Annotated in this window: 14 protein-coding genes; 7 read left to right on the plus strand and 7 right to left on the minus strand. The window is 69.5% G+C overall.

All coding sequences use genetic code 11. The features are described 5' to 3' along the window. The first annotated feature begins 197 nt into the window (after positions 1-197). Positions 198-1,556, plus strand: coding sequence for an amidohydrolase family protein (locus HH212_RS18790; RefSeq protein WP_170203898.1), 1,359 nt, complete (start codon positions 198-200; stop codon positions 1,554-1,556). Positions 1,557-1,690: 134 nt separating this feature from the next. Here HH212_RS18790 and HH212_RS18795 read toward each other — a convergent pair whose 3' ends face one another. After that, positions 1,691-3,334 (minus strand): outer membrane protein assembly factor BamB family protein, encoded by a 1,644-nt coding sequence (locus tag HH212_RS18795; RefSeq protein WP_170203900.1) that lies wholly within the window; start codon positions 3,332-3,334, stop codon positions 1,691-1,693. A gap of 5 nt (positions 3,335-3,339) precedes the next feature. Further along, positions 3,340-3,684 (minus strand): peptidylprolyl isomerase, encoded by a 345-nt coding sequence (locus HH212_RS18800; protein ID WP_170203901.1) that lies wholly within the window; start codon positions 3,682-3,684, stop codon positions 3,340-3,342. Between HH212_RS18800 and HH212_RS18805 the strand changes: the two genes are divergently transcribed. After that, complete coding sequence (locus HH212_RS18805) at positions 3,683-4,318, plus strand: NAD(P)H-dependent oxidoreductase (RefSeq protein WP_170203903.1); 636 nt, start codon at positions 3,683-3,685, stop codon at positions 4,316-4,318. The two genes, HH212_RS18800 and HH212_RS18805, sit on opposite strands and share 2 nt — an antisense overlap. Positions 4,319-4,523: 205 nt before the next feature. On the opposite strand, the gene HH212_RS18810 is transcribed toward HH212_RS18805, so the two are convergent. Continuing rightward, positions 4,524-5,504, minus strand: coding sequence for a sulfurtransferase (locus HH212_RS18810; protein ID WP_229217347.1), 981 nt, complete (start codon positions 5,502-5,504; stop codon positions 4,524-4,526). Between the two features lie 313 nt (positions 5,505-5,817). On the opposite strand from HH212_RS18810, the gene HH212_RS18815 reads away from it, so the two are divergent. Next, positions 5,818-6,399, plus strand: a complete 582-nt coding sequence (locus HH212_RS18815; protein ID WP_170203905.1) for a VPLPA-CTERM sorting domain-containing protein — start codon at positions 5,818-5,820, stop codon at positions 6,397-6,399. A 46-nt stretch (positions 6,400-6,445) separates the two neighbouring features. Here HH212_RS18815 and HH212_RS18820 read toward each other — a convergent pair whose 3' ends face one another. Beyond that, positions 6,446-7,591 (minus strand): PAS domain-containing sensor histidine kinase, encoded by a 1,146-nt coding sequence (locus tag HH212_RS18820; protein ID WP_170203907.1) that lies wholly within the window; start codon positions 7,589-7,591, stop codon positions 6,446-6,448. Between the two features lie 223 nt (positions 7,592-7,814). Between HH212_RS18820 and HH212_RS18825 the strand changes: the two genes are divergently transcribed. Then, complete coding sequence (locus tag HH212_RS18825; RefSeq protein WP_170203908.1) at positions 7,815-8,192, plus strand: response regulator; 378 nt, start codon at positions 7,815-7,817, stop codon at positions 8,190-8,192. Between the two features lie 145 nt (positions 8,193-8,337). Further along, positions 8,338-10,950: a beta-galactosidase GalB gene (gene galB / locus HH212_RS18830; protein ID WP_170203910.1), complete on the plus strand. Its 2,613-nt coding sequence runs from the start codon at positions 8,338-8,340 to the stop codon at positions 10,948-10,950. Between the two features lie 156 nt (positions 10,951-11,106). On the opposite strand, the gene HH212_RS18835 is transcribed toward galB, so the two are convergent. Continuing rightward, entirely contained in the window at positions 11,107-15,738 is a 4,632-nt protein-coding gene (locus HH212_RS18835) for a PDDEXK-like endonuclease domain-containing protein (protein WP_229217348.1), read from the minus strand. A gap of 476 nt (positions 15,739-16,214) precedes the next feature. On the opposite strand from HH212_RS18835, the gene shc reads away from it, so the two are divergent. Next, positions 16,215-18,305: a squalene--hopene cyclase gene (shc, locus tag HH212_RS18840; RefSeq protein WP_170203912.1), complete on the plus strand. Its 2,091-nt coding sequence runs from the start codon at positions 16,215-16,217 to the stop codon at positions 18,303-18,305. A 2-nt stretch (positions 18,306-18,307) separates the two neighbouring features. Further along, the gene (locus HH212_RS18845; protein ID WP_170203914.1) at positions 18,308-19,111 is read left to right on the plus strand and encodes a phosphorylase family protein; all 804 of its coding nucleotides are present in this window, start codon (positions 18,308-18,310) and stop codon (positions 19,109-19,111) included. On the opposite strand, the gene HH212_RS18850 is transcribed toward HH212_RS18845, so the two are convergent. Both HH212_RS18850 and HH212_RS18855 read right to left on the minus strand, forming a co-directional pair. Further along, complete coding sequence (locus HH212_RS18850; RefSeq protein WP_170203916.1) at positions 19,108-19,911, minus strand: MlaA family lipoprotein; 804 nt, start codon at positions 19,909-19,911, stop codon at positions 19,108-19,110. The genes HH212_RS18845 and HH212_RS18850 overlap by 4 nt on opposite strands. 41 nt (positions 19,912-19,952) lie before the next feature. Next, positions 19,953-22,922, minus strand: a complete 2,970-nt coding sequence (locus HH212_RS18855; protein ID WP_229217349.1) for an MMPL family transporter — start codon at positions 22,920-22,922, stop codon at positions 19,953-19,955. Between the last annotated feature and the right edge of the window lie 265 nt (positions 22,923-23,187).

The raw sequence follows: 23,187 nt of genomic DNA on the forward strand, positions 1-23,187 counted from the left end.
GCGAAATGTTTGCCTGGATTGCAACTTGTTGGCTTGCCGGAAGGTAGGCCAGCGCCGGTTCCGGGTATCGACCCCCGCCGCAGCCGTGCGCAGTGCGGGAAGGGCGCGATGCTAGTATGGATAACGATGAGTCGATGCAGACGCCGTCGTGGTGGATCGTGTCGTGCGTCCATTTCCCTATTCAGAGAGGTTCCAGCATGCGTCTTCCCATTCCGCGCGTCGCCGCGCTCGCCGTCGCCGGCGTCGTGTCCTGGACCATGTCCGGTACCCCGGCGCTTGCGCAGCCGGCGTCCCAGCCGGCATCCCGGGCCACCGTGCTGCAAGGCGCGCGCATCATCGACGGCAGCGGCGCTGCGCCGCTGGAAAACGGCAGTATCGTGATCCGCAACGGCCGCATCGAATCGGTCGCCAGGGCAGGTGCGGCGCCGCCCGCCGGCGCCACGATCGTCGACCTGCGCGGCAAGACCGTGATGCCGGCGCTGATCGCCGGCCACGCGCACCTGGGGCTGACCAACGGCACCAGCGCGGGGGCGAAAAACGTCACCGAAGACAACGTCGTGCGCCAGTTGCAGAAGTACATGAAGTACGGCATCGGCACGGTGGCGGTGTTCGGCACCGACCACGACTTCATCTACGGCCTGCGCGCGCGCCAGCAGGCCGGCAAGCTGGCCGCGCCGGCGATCCTTACCGCGGGCCACGGCTTCGGCGTGCCCGACGGCGCGCCGCCGGCGAAGATGGGCATCGACCAGGTGTACCGGCCGACCACCATCGCGCAAGTCGACAAGGACATCGCCGAACTGGCGGCCAACAAGCCGGACCTGGTCAAGATCTGGGTCGACGACTTCGGCGACAAGTCGACCAGGAAGATGGACCCGGCGCTGTACCGCGAAGTGATCGTGCAGGCCCACAAGCACGGCCTGAAGGTGGCGGCGCACGTGTTCTACCTGGAAGACGCCAAGCGCCTGGCGCGCGACAGCATCGACATCTTCGGCCACAGCGTGCGTGACAAGCCGGTGGACGCCGAACTGATCGGCCTGATGAAGAAGAACCGGATCTCGTACATCCCGACGCTGGACCTGGACGAAGCCTTTTATGTCTATGCCGACAAGCCCGAGTGGATGGGGCAACCGTTCTTCCGCCAGGCGCTCGACCCGGGCGTGTGGGAGTGGCTGCACAGCCCGGCGTATAAGGTCAAGGAACAATCGCGCAAGGACTTCTCGGTGGCGCAGCGCAACGTGCGCGCGCTGCACGCGGCCGGCATCCCGGTCGGCCTCGGCACCGATTCCGGCGCCACCATCGCGCGCATCCAGGGCTTCGCCGAGCACCGCGAACTGGAGCTGCTGACGCAGGCCGGACTGACGCCGATGCAGGCGCTGCAGGCCGGGACCGCGGTGAATGCGGCGATCCTTGGCGTCGACAAGGAGCGCGGGTCGCTGGCGGCCGGCAAGCAGGCCGACATCTTGGTGCTGGATGCCAATCCGCTGGACGATATCCGCAATACGCGCAAGATCCACGGGGTGTGGCTGCGCGGGGTACTGGTGTCGGGCGAGCGCTGACGCGGGCGCAGGCGGCGGCAGGCCGCACCGCCTTGATTCCCTTCTATCGTTGTTGTCCCTGTCGTCTTGCGGGCCATCGATTTGCCGAAGAATGGCCGGAACAGGTTATCGTGCTTACCTATCGCCGCTGCACGTCACCTGGTGTTGATCGCGGTAATACTCGATTGGCCGCCGATGTACAGGACACCGTTCGACGACAATGCCAGGTTGCCACCGGCGGGGTAGGTCCATACCGGCAAGTGGGTGGCGCGGTCGATCGCGAAGGTCGTGTTTTCGGTACTGACGAAGACGAGGTTGTTCGTCAAAAGCACGTTGCCGCTCCAGCGACCGGCGACCGCAGGCGGCGTCCAGCTCCACGCCAGGCTGCCATCGGCTTCGTTGAGCGCCTGCAGAGCGATCGACTGGTCGCGCAGCACGAAGATGGTCTTGTTGTCGTAAGCGGGTCCCACATGGTAGCTGCCGCCGACCGACCAGCGGATCTTGTTGGCGCCGGTATCGAAATTGACCACGGCTTTGCTACCTGCAATGATCACGTTGTTCGCTGCGCCGAGCATCGGAGTGATACCGTAGAAGCTGAGGTCCTCGAGGCCGAGGACCTGACTGACGGGCGCGCCGGTGATCCGGTCGTTCACGAGCAGGCGGTCATTCTGGTAGTTGTAGACATGGGTTTCGTCGACCGCGGGTGTCCAGTTGCCGACTTGCCTCTCGTTGATGAGCCACCGCTGCATACCGGAATTGGCGTCGAATCCATACATGCCGCCATAGATGCCGCCACCGAGGTAGACACCGTTGCCGAAGACGGCCGGCGCAGGGTAGCGATTCCATTGTTCGGAGACCGTTTTGGCAAACAAAGTGGTGCCGTTGGCGGCATCGAACGCGTAGAACGACGAAGACGTCTGCGATCCGGCGGACATGAAGATCCTGCCGTTGGCGAAGGCGGGGGCATTGGTCGATGGATAGGGCAGGCTGGAGAAATCGCGTCGCCAGGCCTCGGTCCCGTCCTGCTCCTTCAGCGCAAACAGGGCGTACCCGCGCTTTTCCGTGTAGCGAGGATTGGTCGAAAAGTAAATCAGCCCGTTGCCGGTGGCGATGTCCGAAATCCTGAGCTGTTCTGCGCCGATGGCGGGGGTTTCGTGGGTCCAGCGCGCCGTGAACGAAGCCGGCGCCAGCGTGACCGGTACCATGCCGGTATGCGAGGCGTCGCCCTGGAAGCCCGACCAGTCGCGCGCGTTGGCGAGCCCCGAAAGTGCCGTCACGTTCGCGGCAACCGTGCCGCCATTGGGCGAAATGACATCGATCGAATACGGTACCTTGAAAGGCGCACCGGCGATCTGCGTCGTGCAACTGGCGTCCTTGCACACGTTGACGACCACCGCACCCGTGTAGTGGCCGGACGCCTTGGTTGCCGATGGCATGGCCGACACGGCATAGGTGTTGTCGGCGTTGGCGCTGATGTCCGCGGACACGATCACGCCATTGTCGTCGTCGAGCCTGAAATAGAGCGTACCCGCCAGCGTGGTGTTCGGGGAAGCGGTGGCTTTGATGGCGGTGGGATAGCCAGCCAAGTACTTGCCGCTCAATACACCCGGTACGATCGTGAACGGCGCTTGCGCGGCCGGTGGTGCTGGCGTGGTGGCCACCGGGGCGCCACTCCCCGTGCCGACGGCGCCCGCATTGCCGCCGCCGCCGTCACTACCGCCGCCGCCGCAAGCTGTCAGAAGCAGACTGTACGTAACGATGGTGAAATGGCGTGCTGGAATCGAAATGGTCGTTTTCATTGTCATTACAAATGTGTTATTTGGAATGCAACGATGTCACTTCGAAACTGGCGGAAATCTATCCGATCATCACATGGCGGAGGTACTTTATCGTCGGGCGCCAGCATACCCTCGATGTGCGGTACCATCTGCACGATGTGCAAGCCGAAGCGCGTCTCGACCAGTTGCGGCGCCTCGCCGGCCTGCATGCGCGACAGCAGCGTATCGAACTCCGGCACGCACTCGCCGCGCCGAAACTGGCCCGGGCTGCTGCCGCCTCCAAGGCCAGGCCGCGATTTTCGGGCCATACCCGGCAGCCTCCGGCGGGAAAAAATATAATGGATGCCCCCATTATCGATAAGGACTCTCATGGAATTGCTGGACAAACTGCAGTGGCGCTACGCCACCAAGGCAATGGACCCGGCGCGCCCGGTGGCGCGCGACAAGGTCGACCGCATTATCGAGGCGGCGCGCCTGGCGCCGACCTCGTCGGGCTTGCAGCCTTTCGAAATCCTGGTCGTCAACAACCCGCAGCTGCGCGCGCGCATCCGCGAGGTCGCCTGGAACCAGGCGCAGGTCACCGATGCGTCGCACCTGCTGGTGTTCGCGGCCTGGGACGACTACACGCCGGAACGCATCAACGCCATGTTCGACCTGACCAACGAGGTACGGGGCTTCCGTAACGAAGGCTGGGAAGCGTACCGCCAGCAGCTGCTGTCCACCTATCCGGGCCGCGGCGCGCAGGTGAACTTCGAGCACGCCGCGCGCCAGGCCTACATCGGCTTCGGCGCGGCGGTGATCGCCGCCGCGTTCGAGGAAGTCGACGCCACGCCGATGGAAGGCTTCGATCCGGCCGCGGTCGACGATATCCTGGGCTTGCGCGAACGGCACCTGCGCAGCGTGGTCATGCTGCCGCTGGGCTACCGCAAGGCCGAGCAGGACTGGCTGGCCGGCCTGCCGAAGGTGCGTCGTCCGCTCGGGCAGTTCGTGACCGACGTGGATTGAGCCCGCGGTACGGCATGTCCGCATGCTCGAGCGCGTAGCATCACCGGGTGACCGCGATGCAGGTGGGGTTAGCAGCCCATGAAGAGTTACGGCGCCGAGCACGGCGCTTCCTTCCTGGTCGGCGCCCTCGAAAAGGAGGGAGCGCACGGACGGTCTTCCTGCGGATACGGGCCGCAGCCGGGGAGACCGCCATGCCGACGAAGCGTCAGGCAGCCAGGATGCCGGCGTCCGTGCTGCCGGAATCGCGGTCCTGCGCGCAATCGTCCACGCGCCGCACGACCGCATTCTCCGCGTCGCGGCTCCATTCGCACCAGCCGCCGTCGTACACGGCGATGTGCTCCCAGTCCATCAGCCACGCGTAGAAGAACGCCAGCGAGGCGCGCCACCCGGTGCCGCAATAGAACACCGTGCGGCGCCCGGGGTGAATGCCGGCCGCGCCCCACATGACGCGGATGGCCGCGGCCGGCTTCATGCATCCATCGGCGTCGTGGAACTCGCTCATGCTGTTGACGTCGTCGTCATCGCCGGCCCGGCCCCATACCGCCCCGGCGATGTCGCCCCTGGCTTCGATGTAGCCATAGCCCGAGGTCTTGCCGATGAATTCGTTCCAGCTGCGGGTGCTGACCAGCGTGCCGCCGCCATGCCGCAGCAAGTCACGCGTGCGCTGCATGTCGAACAGGTAATCCGGCCGGACCGGCAGCGCCGCTCCGAAATCGGGCACGGCAAATGGGGAGGGCGGGGCGCCGTGTTCGCAAGCGAAGCCGGCGCGGCGCCAGGCGTCGAAGCCGCCATCGAGCAAGCGCACGTCGGCCACGCCAGCATACAGCAGCAGGTGCGCCACGCGCGCCGCCGCCAGCAGGTTGCGCGCGTACAGGATCACGGTGACGTCGTGGCGGATGCCGTGGCGCAGCAGCACCCGTTCCAGTTCGGCATCCGGCACCTTGTTCCACAGCGGACCATGTTCGAGCTCGTTGGTATCGATGTAACCGGCGCCGGGGATGTGGCGATCCACATAGGCATCGATGGCGGCGAATCCGCACTCGAACAGGCGCCATGCGCCGGTCGGGGCGGCGTCGACCGCCGTTCCCGAGACCAGGCCGTGGAGCCAGGCAGGCGCGACGAGTTGGCGCCAGCGGGCCAGGTCGCGGCGAAAGCGGGAAGACGTGGTGGCGGCGATGCTGTTCAACGAGCCGGCCTATCATGTAAAAAATGGGCACTGGATTATAGCGGTTGCGTGTGAGCATCACTGGCTTATTGCTAGCCCATTGAAGCACGGAAATAGATGAGCGACGCTGTAATCGCAGCTGATTGATTTTGGGAATTAAAAATTTATTATAATTAATTTATACTAACTGAATGTCGGTAAACATTACAAATTAACCAGCGTCCGAATTCATACTTTAATTTTTCCCAATAGGAATCAATGATTTAAATCAATTAATGCTTGAAGGCACGGTAATTGCATTCCTTGTTGGCTCACACAACAACAGGGGATTTCCATGGCATTGAGCTCGGTTAAGAATCTGCTGGTCGGCATGTCGTTCTTCGCATGCGCTTCGGCGTTTGCCGTGCCGTTCACGGTCAATATCGCCGGCGCCCAGAGTGTCGGCGAGTTCGGCGATGCGGCCAATACGGTGCGCACCTACAACGTCGGCGCCAATGCGTCCATCACCGCGGTTTCGTATTCGGTCAACCTGACCGCGTTCACGCCGAGTTGGCTGTCCGACCTCGGCTTGGCTTTCACCAACTCGGCCGTCAGCGACGGCGTGATCTTCAACCCCGGTATCGGCGACGACGATCCGGGGACCGCCAGCTATTCGGATGTGGTCAACCTGGTCGCCCTGGGCCTTGACTTCAAGGTCGGCGGCGACGGTATCCTGCGCCTGGAGTTCTACGAGGAATACGACGACCTGGCCGGCGCTGACGGCATCTGGAACTTTGGCACGATCACGTTCGAGGTCCAGCAGGCAGCGCAGCAGGATGTGCCGGAACCGGCCAGCGCGCTGCTGTTGGGAGGCGGCTTGGCGGCCATGGCGTATGCCGGCCGCCGCCGCCGTCGCGCGGCCAAGGCAATCCACTGATCGCTGCCTGATGCGGCGCTGATCCGGCCGCCGCCCGCGGCACTGCTCAAGCGCTGTCCACGGCCACCGGCAAGGCCAGCGATACCGTCGTTCCCTGGCCCAGTCCGGGACTGCATACCTGGATCGAACCGCCGTGCGCCTCGCATACGCCCTTGGCGATGGTCAAGCCGAGGCCGGCACCGACCGGCGCCCGGCCGGGCGCCACCGCGCGCCGCTCGAACGGGTCGAACACGTGCGGCAAGTCTTCCGGTGCGATACCGGCGCCGCGGTCGGCCACTTCCACGTGCAGCGAGTCGCCTTCGACCTCCATGCGCAGGCAGATCTCTTCCCCATCCGGCGTGAATGCGCTGGCGTTGCACAAGACATTGCCCAGGGCTTGCGCCACCCGTTCCGGATCGCAGCACAAGCCGGCGCCGGGGTCGTCGACTTCGACCACCACGCGCTGCCTGCGGGCGCGCACTTCGGGCTCGACCGCATCGAGGGCCAGGGTGAGGATGTCGTCCTTGGTGCAGGTGCGCGGCGCCACCGGTAGTTCGCACAGGCAGTCGACGCGCGAGGCATCGAGCAGGTCGGTGATGAAGCGCGCCAGCTGCCTGGTTTGGCGCTGCACGACGGCCGCCATCCTGGCGACCGCCGGATCGGCGTTCGGCCGCTGCAGGCATCCTGCGACGTTCATGATGGGTGCCAGCGGATTGCGCAGTTCGTGCGCGAGCATGGTCAGGAAATCCTCGCGTGCGCTGGCCGCATCCTGGACGCGCTCTTGCAGGCGGCGTTTTTCGCTGACATCGGTGAGACAGCACAAGGCGCCCATGATGGCGCCTGCGGCGTCGAACACCGGCTTGGCGTGGATGACCACCCGCCGCAACTGGCCATCCTGGCACAGGGCGAGCAGCTCGGTGGGGGCAGGGTGCTCGCCCGCCGCGGCTTGCGCGGCTGGGCTGGCGTCCTTGTCGATGATGCTGCCGTCCAGGTCGCGCAGCGCCGCAAAACCGTCCCAGCGCGATGCGGCGACGCTCGTTTGCGTCTCTCCCCAGATGCGGGTTGCCGCAGCATTGCGGTGGATGACGGCGCCGTCGTGCGCGCAGCAGTAAGCCGGACAAGGCATCTGCTCGATGGCCCATGCGTAGGAGTCGGGCCACCCATTGTCGAGTCGGGCGAAGCTGCGCCCTGGCGAATGGTGTGTCGTGTTCATGATGCGGATGCGGCACCAGGCCGCTGCTGAGTTAGCTAATTGATATTATCGGTCCAGCCAGTTTTTGTTTGCGTAGGACAATCACTGTAGGGAATGTCGGAAGTTGTCCCTCGATCGGCGCAGTTGCTGCATCCGGCATGTCAAAAATAATGCATCGCAGATCTTTAGAATGTGAAATCTCAGCCGATAAGAACTGACAAAGCACGATACGAGAGAGGCAGTCATGGAGCAGGCATTCAGCGGTCGGCGGGTCCTGGTGGTCGACGACAATGCGGACGCGGCCGAGCTGGTGGGTGAAGTCATGTCGCTGCATGGACATGACGTGGTGGTGGCGCATGGTGGCAAGGCGGCGCTCGCCGCCGCCGCCACGTTCTTGCCGGATGTGGTATTCCTGGATATCGGCATGCCCGACATGGACGGCTATGAAGTGGCCTGCGCGCTGCGCCGCGATCCATCGTTCGATACGGCGCGCATCGTCGCCCTGACAGCTTGGGGCGACCTGGCATCGCGCGCGCGCGCCGTTGCCTGCGGCTTCGACGGCCATCTGGTGAAGCCGGCGATGCTCGACAGCTTGATCAACGAAGCCGCGCTGGCGCGTTAATGCCATGCAAGGGAGGGCACCGTCGTGGATCGCCGGCTTGTCGCTGCCATAGCATTTCGAGATAACGGCCACTGCAATTGTTATAGCTGAAAGTTTTCATTCAAGCCATACTTTCGCTTCCGCTGACTCCCGTCGTCGATTCCCCATGCCGCCACTTCGCCGCTCCCTCGTTCCCATCGCCCTGGCTTGCCTGACCCTGTGCGGCGCCGCCGCCATCGCCACCGCCCCGGCCGCCGTCGCTGCCGACGCCGCCGCCGGCGCATCGGTGCGCGAACGCAGCGCCTTCAACGCCGGCTGGCGCTTCGCCAAGGGCGACCAGGCCGGCGGCGCTTCGATGAACGACGCCGCCTTGCGCAGCGGCGCCGACGTCCCCGCCGGCGCCGACCTGTCCGCCGCGCGCGTCGACTACGATGACGGCGCCTGGCGCAAGCTCGACCTGCCGCACGACTGGGGCATCGAAGGGCCGTTCAGGCAGGAATACCCGGGCGACACCGGCAAGCTGCCGTGGTGGGGCGTCGGCTGGTACCGCAAGCAGTTTACGCTGTCGGCGGGCGACGCCGGCAAGCGCATCTACCTCGACCTCGACGGCGCCATGTCGCACGCCACGGTGTGGGTCAACGGCCGCCACGTGGGCGGCTGGCCCTACGGCTACGCCTCGTGGCGCCTCGACCTGACCGATGTCGTCAAGCCGGGCGCCGCCAACGTGGTGGCGATCCGCCTCGACAACCCGAAGGATTCCTCGCGCTGGTATCCGGGTGGCGGCATCTACCGCAACGTCTGGCTGGTCAAGACGGCGCCGCTGCACGTGGCCCAGTACGGCACCTTCGTCAGCACGCCGAGCGTGACGCCGGCCGCCGCCACGGTCGACGTGCAGGTCACGCTGGAAAACCATGGCGCCGACGACGAAGTACAGGTGGCGACCGATGTGTACCTGCTCGACGCCGCCGGCCGGCGCAGCGGCGCCGCGCTGGCGCACCGGGACGTGTCGGCGCCGGCGAAGATCGGCGTCGGCCGCCAGGTGCAGCTGACCCAGGCGCTGACGCTGGCGCAGCCGCGCCTGTGGAGCCCGTCCAGTCCGCAGCGCTACGTCGCCGTCACCACCGTCACCAGCCGCGGCCGGGTGACCGACGTGGTCGAGACGCCGTTCGGCGTGCGCACCATCGCTTTCGACGCCGCGCGCGGCTTCCTGCTGAACGGCCAGCGCCTGCCGATCCAGGGCGTCTGCCAGCATCACGACCTGGGGGCGCTGGGCGCCGCCGTCAACGTGCGCGCGCTCGAACGCCAGCTGGAGATCCTGCGCGAGATGGGCGTCAACGCCATCCGCACCAGCCACAACCCGCCGGCGCCGGAACTGCTCGACCTGGCCGACCGCATGGGCTTCCTGGTGCTGGACGAGGCGTTCGACACCTGGCGCGAACAAAAGACGCCGAACGACTACCACACCCTGTTCGACGCCTGGCACGAGAAGGACCTGCGCGCGATGATCCGGCGCGACCGCAACCACCCCAGCATCGTCGCCTGGAGTATCGGCAACGAGATCCCGGAGCAGGGCCGCAGCGAAGGCTGGAAGCTGGCCGCGCGCCTGGCCGAGATCGCGCACGGCGAAGACCGCACCCGCCCGGTCACCGCCGCCTACAATCACGTCGCCTCCGGCTACAATGGCTTTCAGAATGCGGTCGACCTGTTCGGCTACAACTACAAGCCGGGCGAGTACGCCAAGTTCCACGCGTCCGCGCCGCACATCCCGCTGGTCGGCACCGAGACCGCCTCCACCGTCAGCTCGCGCGGCGAGTACTTCTTCCCGGTCAGCGACGACCAGTCGAAGGGCCAGGCCAACTTCCAGGTCAGCAGCTACGACCTGTCGGCGCCGCGCTGGGCCATGCCGCCCGACGTCGAGTTCAGGGGCCAGGACGACAACCCGTTCGTGGCCGGCGAATTCGTCTGGACCGGCTTCGACTACCTGGGCGAGCCGACCCCGTACAACAGCGACGCCACCAACCTGCTGAACTTCACCGACCCGGCCCAGCAGGGGCGCATGGCGCGCGAGCTGGCGGACCTCAAGAAGATCGCGGTGCCCTCGCGCAGTTCCTACTTCGGCATCGTAGACCTGGCCGGCTTCCGGAAGGACCGTTTCTACCTGTACCAAGCGCGCTGGCGCCCGGACCTGCCGATGGCGCACCTGCTGCCGCACTGGACCTGGCCGGAACGCGTCGGCCAGGTGACGCCGGTGCACCTGTACACCTCGGGCGACGAGGCCGAGCTGTTCCTGAACGGGAAGTCGCTCGGCCGCAAGCGGCGCGGCCCGCGCGACTACCGCCTGCGTTGGGACGACGTCGTCTACCAGCCGGGCACCCTGCGCGCGGTGAGCTACAAGAACGGCAAGCCCTGGGCCGAGGACAGCGTCGCCACCGCCGGCGCGCCGGCCAGGCTGACGCTGGCGGCCGACCGCGCCGCGCTGCATGCGGACGGCGCCGACCTGGCCTTCGTCACCGTGCGCATCGTCGACCGGCAGGGCCGCCCGGCGCCGCGTGCGTCCAACCGCATCCGCTTCAGCCTGAGCGGGCCGGGCCGGATCGTCGCCACCGACAACGGCGATGCGACCAGCTTCGAATCGTTCCAGTCGCCGCAGAGGAATGCGTACAACGGCATGGCGCTGGCGATCGTGCGTACGCGCGCGGGCGAGGACGGCAGGATGGTGCTGACGGCCAGCGCCGAGGGATTGGGGAGTGCGCAGGTGGTGCTGGACAGTCAGCTTTGACCCGCCACGCCGTCGCAACCACCGTCGTCCCCGCGCAGGCGGGGACCCATACTGATCATCCGAAGGTAATATTCCTGCTGTAATCGTACAGCTTCCAGTATGTCGATTTCAGTTAGGTCAGCTTGGGTCCCCGCCTGCGCGGGGACGACGGCGCAATTATGCCGCCGCCGCGTCCCCCGCTGGCGCTGCGACGGTCTCCGAAGTCGCTTCGGCCACCGCGGCCTCCACCATCCGTCCCGCCGCGTCATCGTTGGCCGCCAGCGGCTCGCGCCCCCACTCGCGGTACTCCACCAGCGACGGAATCCGCTCCAGCGCCCCCAGCGGCTCGATGCCCATGCCGTCCAGTTGCGTCAGCAATTCGTCCAGCACCGCTTCGCGCCGCAGCGACCAGGTCGAGGCGAAGCAGCGCCAGAAGGTCCAGCCGGCGCGCTCCAGCACGCGCTGGCGGCCCATGTCGGCTGCCCATTTGTCGGGGCCGTGGAATTCGTCGCCATCCAGCTCGATCGCCAGGCGGCGGTCGTCGGCGCCCTCGATCACCATGTCGATGCGGTAGCCGGCCGCCGGCACCTGCGGGATCACGCGGTAGCCGCGCTCGAACAATTCGGTGTACACGTCGCGCTCGAAGCCCGATTCGCACAGCTCGATCAGGCTCCTGGCCTCGTCGTTGGCCTGTACCGGCTTGGCGAAGTGCTCGACCAGCGTGCGCCGCAGGTCGAGCGTGGACAGTTCTTCCAGCCGCACCGAGCGCACGAGATACATGCGGTCGCGCGCGCGCGAGGCGGCTACGTTGAAGCGCTGGTCGTACATGCTGCCGGACAGCGCGTGGTGGTTGGCGCTGTCGGCCACCATGCTCAGGAAGATGATGTCGCGCTCGCTGCCCTGGAAGATGCGCGCGTCGCCGCACGAGAACTGGCGCCTGGCCAGCTCGGCGGCGTCGCAGCGTCCGCGCACCAGCTTGTCGATCAGCTGCGCCTGTTCCGGTCCCAGCAGCGACACCACGCCCAGGCTGCGCCCGGCCATCTTCGGGTCGCGCAGGATGGCGTCGATTTCGGCGGCGATGAACTCGGCCTCGGACGGGTTCTGGCCCTTGGCCGATCGGAAGCCGTTGGCCACGTACACGTCCACCAGCGGCGGGTCCAGCCGCTCGGACGGTTTCGGGATGCGCACCGGCTGGATGAAATTCTTGTAGAACACGCGGTTGCTGTAGGCGATGATCGGCGGCACGCAGCGGAAGTGCTCGCGCAGCATCACCTTGGATGAGGCGAACACCGACGAGGCGATGTCGTACAGCGACATGTCGGCGGTCAGCACCGGCTCGAACGGCTGGCCGGCCAGGAAGCGGCGGCGCAGGTCGGCGATCTTGGCGGCGGCGATGAAGCCGGCTTCCGGCGACACCTGCTTGTCGTCGCCCACCACCAGGATCTGCTTGCCGCGCAGGATTGCCGGCAGCGCCCACAGGTCGGACTGGCTGGCCTCGTCGACGATCACCAGGTCGAACGCGCCCAGGCTGGCCGGCAGCGTCTCGGACACGCGCGCATGGCTCATGATCCAGCACGGCACCGCGGCCTGGGCGTCGACCATCGCCTTTTGCGCGTCGCGCCGGTAGCGGCCGGCATTGGTGCCGGTGCCCTTGCCGATCTTGCGCATCGCCACGCGGTAGGTTTCCAGTGCGCTCAACACGCTTTGGCCGGCCTGGCGCCGCGTCGCCAGCCAGGCCGATTTCGACACCAGCTCTTCGTATAAACGTGATAAACCCTTTTCCAGGTCGCGCCGGCGCGCCGCCAGCACCTGCATCTCTTCGCGGTCGTCGATGCCTTCCAGGTGCGATTTCAGGCGCGCCCAGGTCCAGGCGTCGCGCCAGCGCACCGGGAACACCGCGTCCTCGCCGTGGGCGTCGACCGGAATCGCCGTCACGCGCGCGGCCAGCTGCGGCGCGCCCTGGCGCTCGATGGCGGCGGCCAGGCCGCGCACCGTCGCCAGGTCGTGCGCCAGGCCTTCGACGCGGCGCACTTCGGCGACGAGGGCGGCATAGTCCGCGTGCGCCCGGGCCGGCGCCAGCTCCGGGTTGCCGAGTTCATCGTCGATGAAGGCGTGAAGGCGCCGCGTGACCGGGCCGCCGCTGCCTGCCAGCCTGTCGCGCAGCTGGGCCAGCGCCGCCGTGGCCTGCGCCAGCTGCTCGCGCGCCAGGTGGCGGCGCAGCTGCTCGCGCACGCGCGCCAGCTCGGGCTGGCGGCCCAGCAGGGCGGCGCCCGGCACCTCGTCGAACACCTGCGCCGCCAGCGCCAGCGATTGCGGGTCGATGGTGGCGGCCAGGCGGTGCGCGCCGCGCGCCGCGTTGGTGATCAGTTCGATCGTGCGCAGCTGCGCCAGCAGTTGTTCCGACCCGGCCTGCAGCTGCGGCAGCGACAGCAGTTCGGCGAAGGCGTTCCAGCGCGTCACGAACGACAGCACGCGCGCGTGCAGGGCGGCGAAGCGCAGCACGTGTGCCCAGTCGGCGGCGGAAGCAGGCGGCAATCCCGCCACGCGCACCGCGCTCACGTGCGCCTTGACGTCGCCGGCGCCGAAGGCGAACAGGCCGAACGGCTTGCCGCTCTCGGCGCCGCGCGCGATCGCTTCCTGCGCCTTCGGCAGTTCCAGCGCCTCGCGCGGCGCGCTCACGGGCTTTTGCATGAACTCGGCGCGCGCGTGCAGCAGCGCGTCGATGTCGGCGAACAGCGCCTCCAGCGAGGCGCGCTCGGTGGCGAACTGCGGCCGGCGCGCCTTGTCGCGCAGCGCGAACACCCAGTCGTAGCCGGATTCCTCCAGCTGCGCCACTTCCTCGATGGCGCCTTCCAGGTTCGCCAGCAGGCGGCGCGCATTCGCCAGCACCTCGGGCGTGACCGGACGCAGCGGCAGCAGGGCGCCGCTGGCTTCGTCGCGTTCCAGCGTGCGCATCGCCGCCAGCACGCCGTGCAGGCGCTCGATGTCGGCCGCCGGCGGCAGCGCGTTCGATGCCGGCGCGTGCACGTGGCAATAGGCCAGGTCGGCGCCCAGGCGGCGCCGCGTCTCGCGCAGCTGCAGCGCGGTGTCGTCGCCGAACGGCGGCGCGTGTTCCGGCGCCAGCGTCAATTCGTCGTCGAACCAGCCGAACTGCGCGCGCCCATGCACCACCAGCTCGGCCATCTTCTGGGCGCGCATCGGCACGCCGTCGACGTCGATGTCGGCCAGTTGCTCGTAGGCGATGTCGTCGATGCGCGCATCGATGCGCGCCATCTCTTCGTGCGCGCGGTCCAGCGCCGCGTGGCAGGTGGCGATCGCTTCCTGTTCCAGCGCCGGATTCAGGTGGGTCAGCTTGTGGATGATCGCCTCGATCGAGGCCTGGAACTGGCGCATGCCTTCCTTGTCGCCGGACAGCAGGGCGACCGTGAGCGGCCGGATCGATTCCGGGATTTTCTCCTGCAGCACCTTCAGCGCCGGCTCGCCCTTCGAGGTGACCAGGATGCGCTTGCCCGAGGCCAGGTAGTGGCTGATGATGTTGGCGATGGTGTGGGTCTTGCCGGTGCCGGGGGGACCCTGCACCGCCACGCCGGCCGAGCGTTCCAGCTGCTGGATGATGGTTTCCTGCTCGCGGTTGTAGGGCAGCGGGAAGTACAGCTCGCGCGGCTCTGCGCCGGCGCCGCGGTTGTCCGCCGCGCGGCCGGAGAGGCCGCGGAAGGCGATCGGTGCGTGCTCCATCACCGCGTCGTCCGGACTGGTGACGATGCTCAGCGGCCCCTGCGGCAGTTCGGCGCTGGTGCCCACGCGTTCCTTCAGGCGCGCGATGTCCTCGATCAGGAAGTGGCTGGCGCGCGGGCGCGCGAACAGCACCCAGGCGTCGGACACCACCAGGTCGGGGCCGGGCGTTGGCAGCGCCTGGGCGCCGGGCTCGTAGCGCGCCGACGAGGCCAGGTTGCCCGCCACCAGTTTCAGGATCGGTTCCACGCCGGCCGGGTCGAACGGCGACACGATGGTGTCGGCGCGCAGGTAGTCGCGCGCGGCGCGGTCGACGTCGCCGATGCCCGGCACGTCGGCGGCGGCGAAGGCATCCAGCTCCAGGCGCGGCCTGGTCTGGCGCGGGCGCACCGCGATCGCGTGCGTGAGCGGGTCGATGTCGAGTTCCACCGCCTGCGTGATCAAGGGGTACTGGAAGTCGGCCGCCAGCGCCGCGCCGTTCGGGTTGCTGCCGGCGATGCGCCAGGCCGCGACGCCGATGCCCCACACCAGTTCCAGCGGGCGCAGCGCTTCCTCGGATTCCAGGCGCGTCTTCAGCGCGAACAGGTCGGCGTACAGCGCGATCGCCTGGCGCCGCGGCAGTTCGCGTGCGGCCCAGTCGCGCCAGTGGGTCGCATAGCTTTCCAGGAACCGGGCCAGGCGCGCGCGGCGCGAGGCATCGCGCTCGGCGGCAGCTTCAAGCCCGACGCTGTCGACGTCGCGGTCGCGCGCGCCGGCCAGCACGTCGTCGCGCACGCTCGGCGCGGCGCCGGCCGGGTTCTCGCCGATGGCCAGGTATTGCGCCAGGCCGGGCTGGGCCAGCGCCGGCGGGCGGGTCGGGTCGAAGCGGGCCACGCGCAGCCACAGCGTGTCGCCTTCGGTATCGGGATCGCCGTCCTCGTCGATGTTGAATTCGACGCCGGGCAGCGTGGCCAGGTCGGCGAAGGTCTTCTTGAATTCGGCCGCCTTCGACAGGGAAAAAGCGGCGGGGTCGATGTCTTTGGCTTGCTCGACCAGATAGTCGAGCAACCCGCTCATCAGCAGGGTGGGAGTGTGCATGGTTCTGGGGTTCCCGGCGGGGCGGATCAGGTAGGCGTCTGTTTCTTGGAAGGCCGCGACAGGCAATGCGCTGGCCGTCCGGCTATTGTAGCGAAATGATGCTAAATAACATCGGATTTCCGCAGGGTATCGTGACAAACGCGGCGTTTTTCGCGCTATTTTTTCGTGCCGTGTTTTTTTCATATCGCCATCCATGAGGTAATGACGAGTACAGCGGCAAGAACTTGATGTATTGACAAACCGGTCCGTCGCGGCGAGGCGCGCAACGGCGCCAGCGGAAAACGGTTTATCGGGTTCTTTTCGCCGGATTTCGATCAACACTTTTCATTGAAAATATTGCTCTTTCAACGATCCAGACGCGCGCCGGAACGTGCGAACCGGATCGGCCGAATGGCTTAGTATTGGCGCTTCGAACTGCATGATCCGCCGCCCGTGCGGCCTTGCCGTGCTCGGGCGGACGAGCCAGGGGATGCGCCATGCGATATTCGGCTTTCCATGCGGGGGCGCCGGCCGGCGCGCCGGCGGTGCGCGGCGTCGAAGACGCGGCGCTGCGTCGCGGCGGCGCACTCGATCGCGCCATCGAACGCGCGCTGCAGGCGGTGCTGGACGAACAGCGGCCCGACGGCCACTGGGTCTACGAACTGGAGGCCGACGCCACCATCCCGGCCGAATACGTGCTGATGGTGCATTTCCTGGGCGAGCCGGCAGACCCGCTGCTGGAAGCGCAGATCGGGCGCTACCTGCGCCGCGTGCAGGGCGCGCACGGCGGCTGGCCGCTGGTGCACGGCGGCGCCTTCGATCCGAGCGCCAGCGTGAAAGCGTATTTCGCGCTGAAGATGATCGGCGATGCGCCCGGCGCGCCGCACATGGCCAGGGCGCGCGCGGCGATCCTGCTGCATGGCGGCGCCGAGCGCAGCAACGTGTTCACGCGCATGCTGCTGGCGCTGTACGGCGTGGTGCCGTGGGACGCGGTGCCGGTGATGCCGGTCGAGATCGCGCTGCTGCCCGGCTGGTTCCCGTTCCACCTGTCCAAGGTGTCGTACTGGACGCGCACGGTGGTGGCGCCGCTGCTGGTGCTGGGCGCGCTCAAGCCGCGCGCGAGAAATCCGCGCGCGGTCGGCATCGACGAACTGTTCCTGGCGCCGCCGCAGCAGCTCGGCCAGGCGCCGCGCGCGGCGCACCAGAAGCGCCTGTGGTTTTCCTTCTTCCGCGTGGTGGAGGCGCAGGTGCGCGCGCTGGAGCCGCACCTGCCGGCACGCCTGCGCCGCCACGCCATCGCGCAGGCGGCCGCCTTCGTGCGTGCGCGCCTGAACGGCGAGCACGGCCTGGGCGCCATCTTCCCGGCCATGGTCAACGCGGTGCAGATGCTCGATGCGCTCGGCGTGCCGCCGTCCGGTCCGGAGGCGCTGCAGGCGCGCGGCGCCATCGAGCGCCTGCTGGTGCGGCGCGCCGGCGAAGCCTATTGCCAGCCCTGCCTGTCGCCCGTGTGGGACACCGCGCTGATGAGCCACGCGCTGCTCGAAGCCGGTACGCCGGACGCGGTGGACGCGGCCTGCCGCGCGCTCGACTGGCTGCTGCCGCTGCAGATCGTCGACCTGCGCGGCGACTGGAGCGCGCGGCGACCGCGCCTGGCGCCCGGCGGCTGGGCCTTCCAGTACGAGAACCGCCATTATCCCGACGTCGACGACACCGCCGTGGTAGCGATGGCGCTGGAGCGCGCCGGCCGCCTGCGCCCGCAGGCCGGCTACGGCGACGCCATCGCGCGCGCGCGCGCCTGGATCGTCGGCATGCAGGGCCGCGGCGGCGGCTGGGGCGCGTTCGACATCGACAACGACTATCCCTACCTGAACAACATCCCGTTCGCCGACCACGGCGCGCTGCTCGACCCGCCCACCGCCGACGTCTCGGCGCGCTGCCTGTCGCTGCTGGCCCAGCTCGACGGCGGCGCCGGCCGGGGCTGGATGGGACGCCCGCCGCGGCGTACGCCGGCGGGACGGGCGCTGGCCTGGCTCCTGCGCGCCCAGGAGCGCGACGGCAGCTGGTACGGACGCTGGGGCATGAACTACGTCTACGGCACCTGGAGCGTGCTGTGCGCGCTCGGGGCCGCCGGACTCGGCCCGGATGCCGCGCCGGTGGCGCGCGCGCGCGGCTGGCTGGCCTCGGTGCAGAACCGCGACGGCGGCTGGGGCGAGGATGCGCGCAGCTACGAGCCGGCGCAGGCCGGCTTCGTGGGCGCCCCCAGCACCGCGTCGCAGACGGCCTGGGCGATGCTGGGACTGATGGCGGGCGCCGCCGCGGGTGCGGCGCCGGGCGGCGTGGCGGAGCGCGCGGCGGGTGGCGCGGCGGATGGCGCTACGGCGGCGGCAGTGGCGCGCGGGGCCGCCTGGCTGATCGCGCGCCAGCGCGCCGACGGCCTGTGGGACGAGCCGCATCACACCGCCACCGGCTTCGCGCGCGTGTTCTACCTGCGCTACCACGGCTACGCGCGCTACTTCCCGTTGTGGGCGCTGGCGCGCTGGCGCAATCTGCGCGCGGGCGGCGCCGGCGCGGCGGTGTTCGGGATGTGAGCATGGACGGCGCCGGCGGCGTGTATGATGCGGGCGGCGACCGGGGCGGCGACGAGCGTGGCGACCGGCGTGGCGGCGGGCGCAAGGCGCGGCCCCGCGCCGGGCGCGACGACGAGCGTGACGACGAGCGCGGCGCCCCGGTCATCGCGGTGTGCGGCCTGGCGTTCGAGGCGGCCATCGCCGCCGGGCGGCGCGTGGTGCCGCTGGTCGGGCCGGGGCCGGCGCGCATCGCCGCCCGGCTCGACGCGCTGCTGTCCGGCCCGGAGCAGGACTGGGCCGGCGTGATGAGCTTCGGCTGCGCCGCCGGGCTCGATCCGGCGCTGGCGCCCGGCACCTGCGTGCTGGCGGTGGGCGTGTACACGCCGGCCTGGCGCCTGGCGGCCGACGCCGACTGGCTGGACGTCCTGCGCCAACGCCTGCCGCAGGCGCGCGGCGGCTGGCTGGCCGGCGTCGACGCGCCGCTGGTCGCGCCGGCCGACAAGGCGCGCCTGCTGCAGGCCAGCGGCGCCGTCGTCGCCGACATGGAATCGCACGCCGCGGCGCTGGCGGCGCGCCGCCACGGCCTGCCGTTCGCCGCCTGCCGCGTGGTGCTCGATCCGGCCGGGCGCAGCGTGCCGCCGTCAGCGCTGGCGGGCGTGCAAGACGACGGCCGCACCGCCTGGCTGGCGCTGCTGCGCAGCCTGGCCGGCGAGCCGCGCCAGCTCGGCGCCATGCGCGCGCTGGCGCGCGACGCCTGGCGCGCGCGCCGCACGCTGCGCCGCGTGCGTGCGCGGCTCGGGGTGGCGCTGGCTGCGCCACCTTACTAGGGAGGGTGCTCCGGTTTCTCGTAGTCCGGCAGCGCTGGTTCCTTGCCGTCTTCCAGCTGCGAGCGGCGCCGGCCCAGGTCGGCGTCGCGCACGAACAGGTATCGGTCGAGCGCCGCCTGTTCCAGCAGGTTGGTGGCGTTCAGGTAGCGCGCGCGCGTGCTGACGAAGTCCGTCACCCACAGGCTGTTGCGCACCCGCGGACGGGCGCGGTTGGCGGGCGCGACGGCCTGGTCGACGCCGAACCCGGCCGCATCGCGCAACGAACTCGGCCCGAACAGCGGCAGCACCAGGTAGGGGCCGCCGGGCACGCCGTAGTGGCCCAGCGTGAGGCCGAAGTCCTGGTCGTGCCTGGCGATCCCGGCCGGCGTGGCCACGTCGAGCACGCCCAGCAGGCCGAAGGTCGAATTCACGGCGACGCGCATCAGGTCGGACATGCCGTCCTCGAAGCGCAACTGGGCGAAGTCGTTGACCATGACGGTGACGTCGCCCAGGTTGGCGAAGAAGTTGTCGACGCCGGTGCGCAGCGGGCGCGGCACGGCGCGGTTCCAGGTGCGCGCCGCCGGCTGCGCGATGGTGCGGTCGAGCGCATCGTTGACGCGCCAGGTGACGCGGTTGAGCGGCTCCAGCGGATCGGCCGGATCGCGTTGCGCCCCGGTGGCGCAGCCGGCCAGGCATGCGGCTGCGCCGAGCACGCGCAGCAGGCCCCAGGGCGTCGTTCCCGCGCAGGCGGCAACCGGCGTCCGTCGCCTGCCGCCGGCGTCGGCCATGGCGGACGCAAGCAGGTCATGTGGGATAGGCATGGTCGCGTTCGTTCCCAGGTTGGTTCGGCCCGGTTTCCGGTTCAATCGTGCGCCGGCCCGTCGCGGCCGGGCCGGTCCGCCTGGGCCTGGCGCGGCCGTCCCAGCAGGACCGGCTGGAAAAACACCGCGCCGACCAAGGTGCAGACCAGCGCCAGCACCAGGAGTTCGCCCATGCTGGCGGTGCCGGGGTGGTGCGACAGCCACAGGCTGCCGAAGGCGGTGGCGGTGGTGGCCGCGCTCAGCACGATGGCCTGGGTCAGCGCATGTTGCAGCAGCGCCGCTTCGCCGCTGCGCCAGGCCATCACGTAATAGATCTTGAAGGCGACCCCGACCCCGAGCAGCAGCGGCAGCGCGATGATGTTGGCGAAATTCAGGTCGATGCCGAGCAGCACGCAGGCTTCCAGCGTCACCAGCCCCGATACCAGCAGCGGCACCATGGTGCGCAGCACGTCGCCGAAGCGGCGGAACGCCAGCCACAGCAGCAGCGTGATGGCCAGCACCGCCAGCAGCGCCGCCTCGATGAAGGCATCGACGATCAGTTGCGCCGCGCCCTGCACGGAGACGGTGCCGCCGCTGGCCTCGGGCGCCTCGCGCAGCACCGCGCGCGCAAATGCGCGTAGGCGGGCGTCGCCGTGTTCGCTGGCGTTGCCAGGTTCGCGGTCGCTGCCATGTTTGCCGCCGCCGTGGCTGACGCCGCCATCGTCGCTGGCGCTGCTTCCGGCGCCGCCGTCGCCGGGCGCACGATCCGTACGCGCCGTGGCGCCGTCGCGTGCATTCCGCCGCGCGCGGGTCGGCTCCCGTGCGGGCCGCGGGCCGACGTCGACCAGCGCGCGGCCGTCCGGCGCGATCCAGTTGCGCCGCAGCGCTTGCGGCAGACCGGCCAGCGTGACCGGCCCGGCCTGCAGCGCCAGCTCCAGCGTCTCCAGCGCCAGCCGCAGCGGCATCGCCAGCGCGTGCTCGGCGCGATCCCGCAGGGCAGGGCCGGCGCGCGCCAGCGCGGCCAGCGCCGCGGCCAGGCGCACGGCCTGCGCCGCGCCCGGTCCAGGGTGATCCAGCGCCGCGTTGCGCAGCGCCTGCGCAGCCGCCCGCAGGGCCGTCACGCGCTGGGCGTCGCTGGCCGCGGGCAAGGGCGCCTGCGCCAGCGCCGGCAGCAGGGCGGCGGCGGCCGTGCCGATGGCGCGCAGCTTGTCGTCCTGGCGGTCCGGCACCAGGTCCGCCACGCTCGTCGCGCTGCCGACCTCGGGCAGGCGTGCCAGGCGCCGCGCCAGCGCCTGCGCCGCGGCCGGGGAAGCCGCCAGCACCTGGATGTTGTCGATGCCGACGCTTGCACCGTTCCCGGCGCCGCCTTCCAGCGCGCGCAGCGTCGCCATCGATTCGCTGGCCGGGTCCTTCAGGTGCAGCGGGTCGGCGTCGAAGCGCAGCTGCCACAGCAGCGGCAGCCCTGCCGCCACCAGCGCCAGCGTGGCGCCCAGCACCGTCCTGCGGTGCGCCTGCAGCGCGCGGTCGAGCGGCGCCAGGCGCGGATAGCCGGGCGCGACGGCGCTGGGCGGCGGCGGCATCAGGCAGATCAGCGCCGGCAGCACCGTCACGCAGGACGGAAACGCCACGAACAGGATGCCGACCCCGGCGATCTGTCCCAGCTCCGCCACGCCGCGGTAGGCGGTCGGCAGGAACGCCAGGAAACCGCACGCGGTGGCGGCCGCGGCCAGGGCCAGCGGCAGCGCGATCGCGCGCGCGGCATCGTGCAGGGCCGCGCCGGTACCGGCGCCGCCATGGCGGCGCCGCAATTCCCGGAAACGCATTCCGAACTGGATGCCGAAGTCGACGCCGATGCCGACGAACAGGATGGCGAAGGCGATCGAGATCACGTTCAGTTCGCCCACCATCAGCACGCCCAGCGCGGCCGTGATGACCAGCCCGCCCAGCATCGTCAGCAGCACCGCCAGCACCAGGCGCCACGAGCGCAGCGCGCGCCACAGGATGCACACCAGCAGCGCCACCGGGGCGACGGCCGTCAGCGCCGAACCTTCCTGCAGCGAGGCGAATTCGTCGTCGGCCAGCGGGATCGGCCCGGTCAATGCCACGCTGGCGTGGTAGCGCTCGGCCAGATGCAGTTCGCGCGCGGCGGCGCGGATCGCCCGGCTCGACGGCGCGCCGGGCATCAGTTCGCTGAAATCGAGTACCGGCCGCACTTCGATCAGGCTGGTCGCCATGCGCTCGCCGCCCGCGCCTGCACCTGCACCTGAGCCGCTGCCACCGCTACCGCTACCGCCATCAGTGCCGCCACCGCTGCGGCTGCCATCTCCATCGCCATCAGTACCGCTGCCGCTGCCATCGCCACCGCTATCTGCGCCGCCACCGCCATCTGCGCCGCTGCCGGCTCTGCCGCCAGTAGCGTCCATCAGTTCCTGCCACGACAGCACCGCCGGCCGTCCCGCCAGCACGGCGTCGACCGTGGCGCCGCTGCGCTCCAGCAGCGGCGCCATGCCGGCCAGGGTCAGTTGGCCGGTCTGCAGGGGCGTCGACAACGACACCGACAGCAGGTTGGCCAGGCCGCGCAGCGAGGGGTCGCGCGCCAGCGCATTCAGCAGCGGGCGCGCGTCCGTCAACTGTCCGGTGAGCTGCGCCACCTGCGGCGCCGGCAGGTAGAGCAAGCCGTTACGCAGGAAAAAGTCGCTACCCGCGCCCAGGTCGACCGCATGGAAATGCTGCGCTTGCTGCCGAAGCCGCCCTGCCAGTTCGCGCGCCGCCCGGGCCGCGAATTCGGGCGCCGGCGCGCGCACCACCACCAGCGTGGTGTCGCTGCGGCCGGGAAAGGCGGCGGCGATGGCGGCATCGCGCCGCGCCCAGCCGGCATGCGGATCGATCAGCTTGCCGACGTCGGTGCTGATCGCGAAGCGGCCGGCGGCAAAGGCGCCGGCGAGCAGCACCAGCAGGGCGAACGCGGCCACCACCGCCCAGGCGTGGCGGCAGGAGGCATCGACGATTTTCGCGATCGGCTCGGTCGGCATCGGCGCAGGTGTGGTGGTCGGTGCCAGTGGACTCCATCGGCCGGCGCCGCGGCGGCGTTTCGGCGGCCACGCGCGGGTGGCTTTGGCGGAACCGGCCGCATGCCGTCCGATTGTCGCGATTAAGGCACTGTCGCCGCGCCGGTGCGGGCGGCGCCGGACCGGCGCCCGATGGAACGCGCCCGTTGCGGGCCGGTCTTACGGAAGTCGCGCACGGTAAGCGGTCCTGCCGAGGCCGGAGCCGAAGCCGGAGCCGAAGCCGAGGCCG

It is taken from the genome of Massilia forsythiae (assembly GCF_012849555.1).
Taxonomy (GTDB): domain Bacteria; phylum Pseudomonadota; class Gammaproteobacteria; order Burkholderiales; family Burkholderiaceae_D; genus Telluria; species Telluria forsythiae.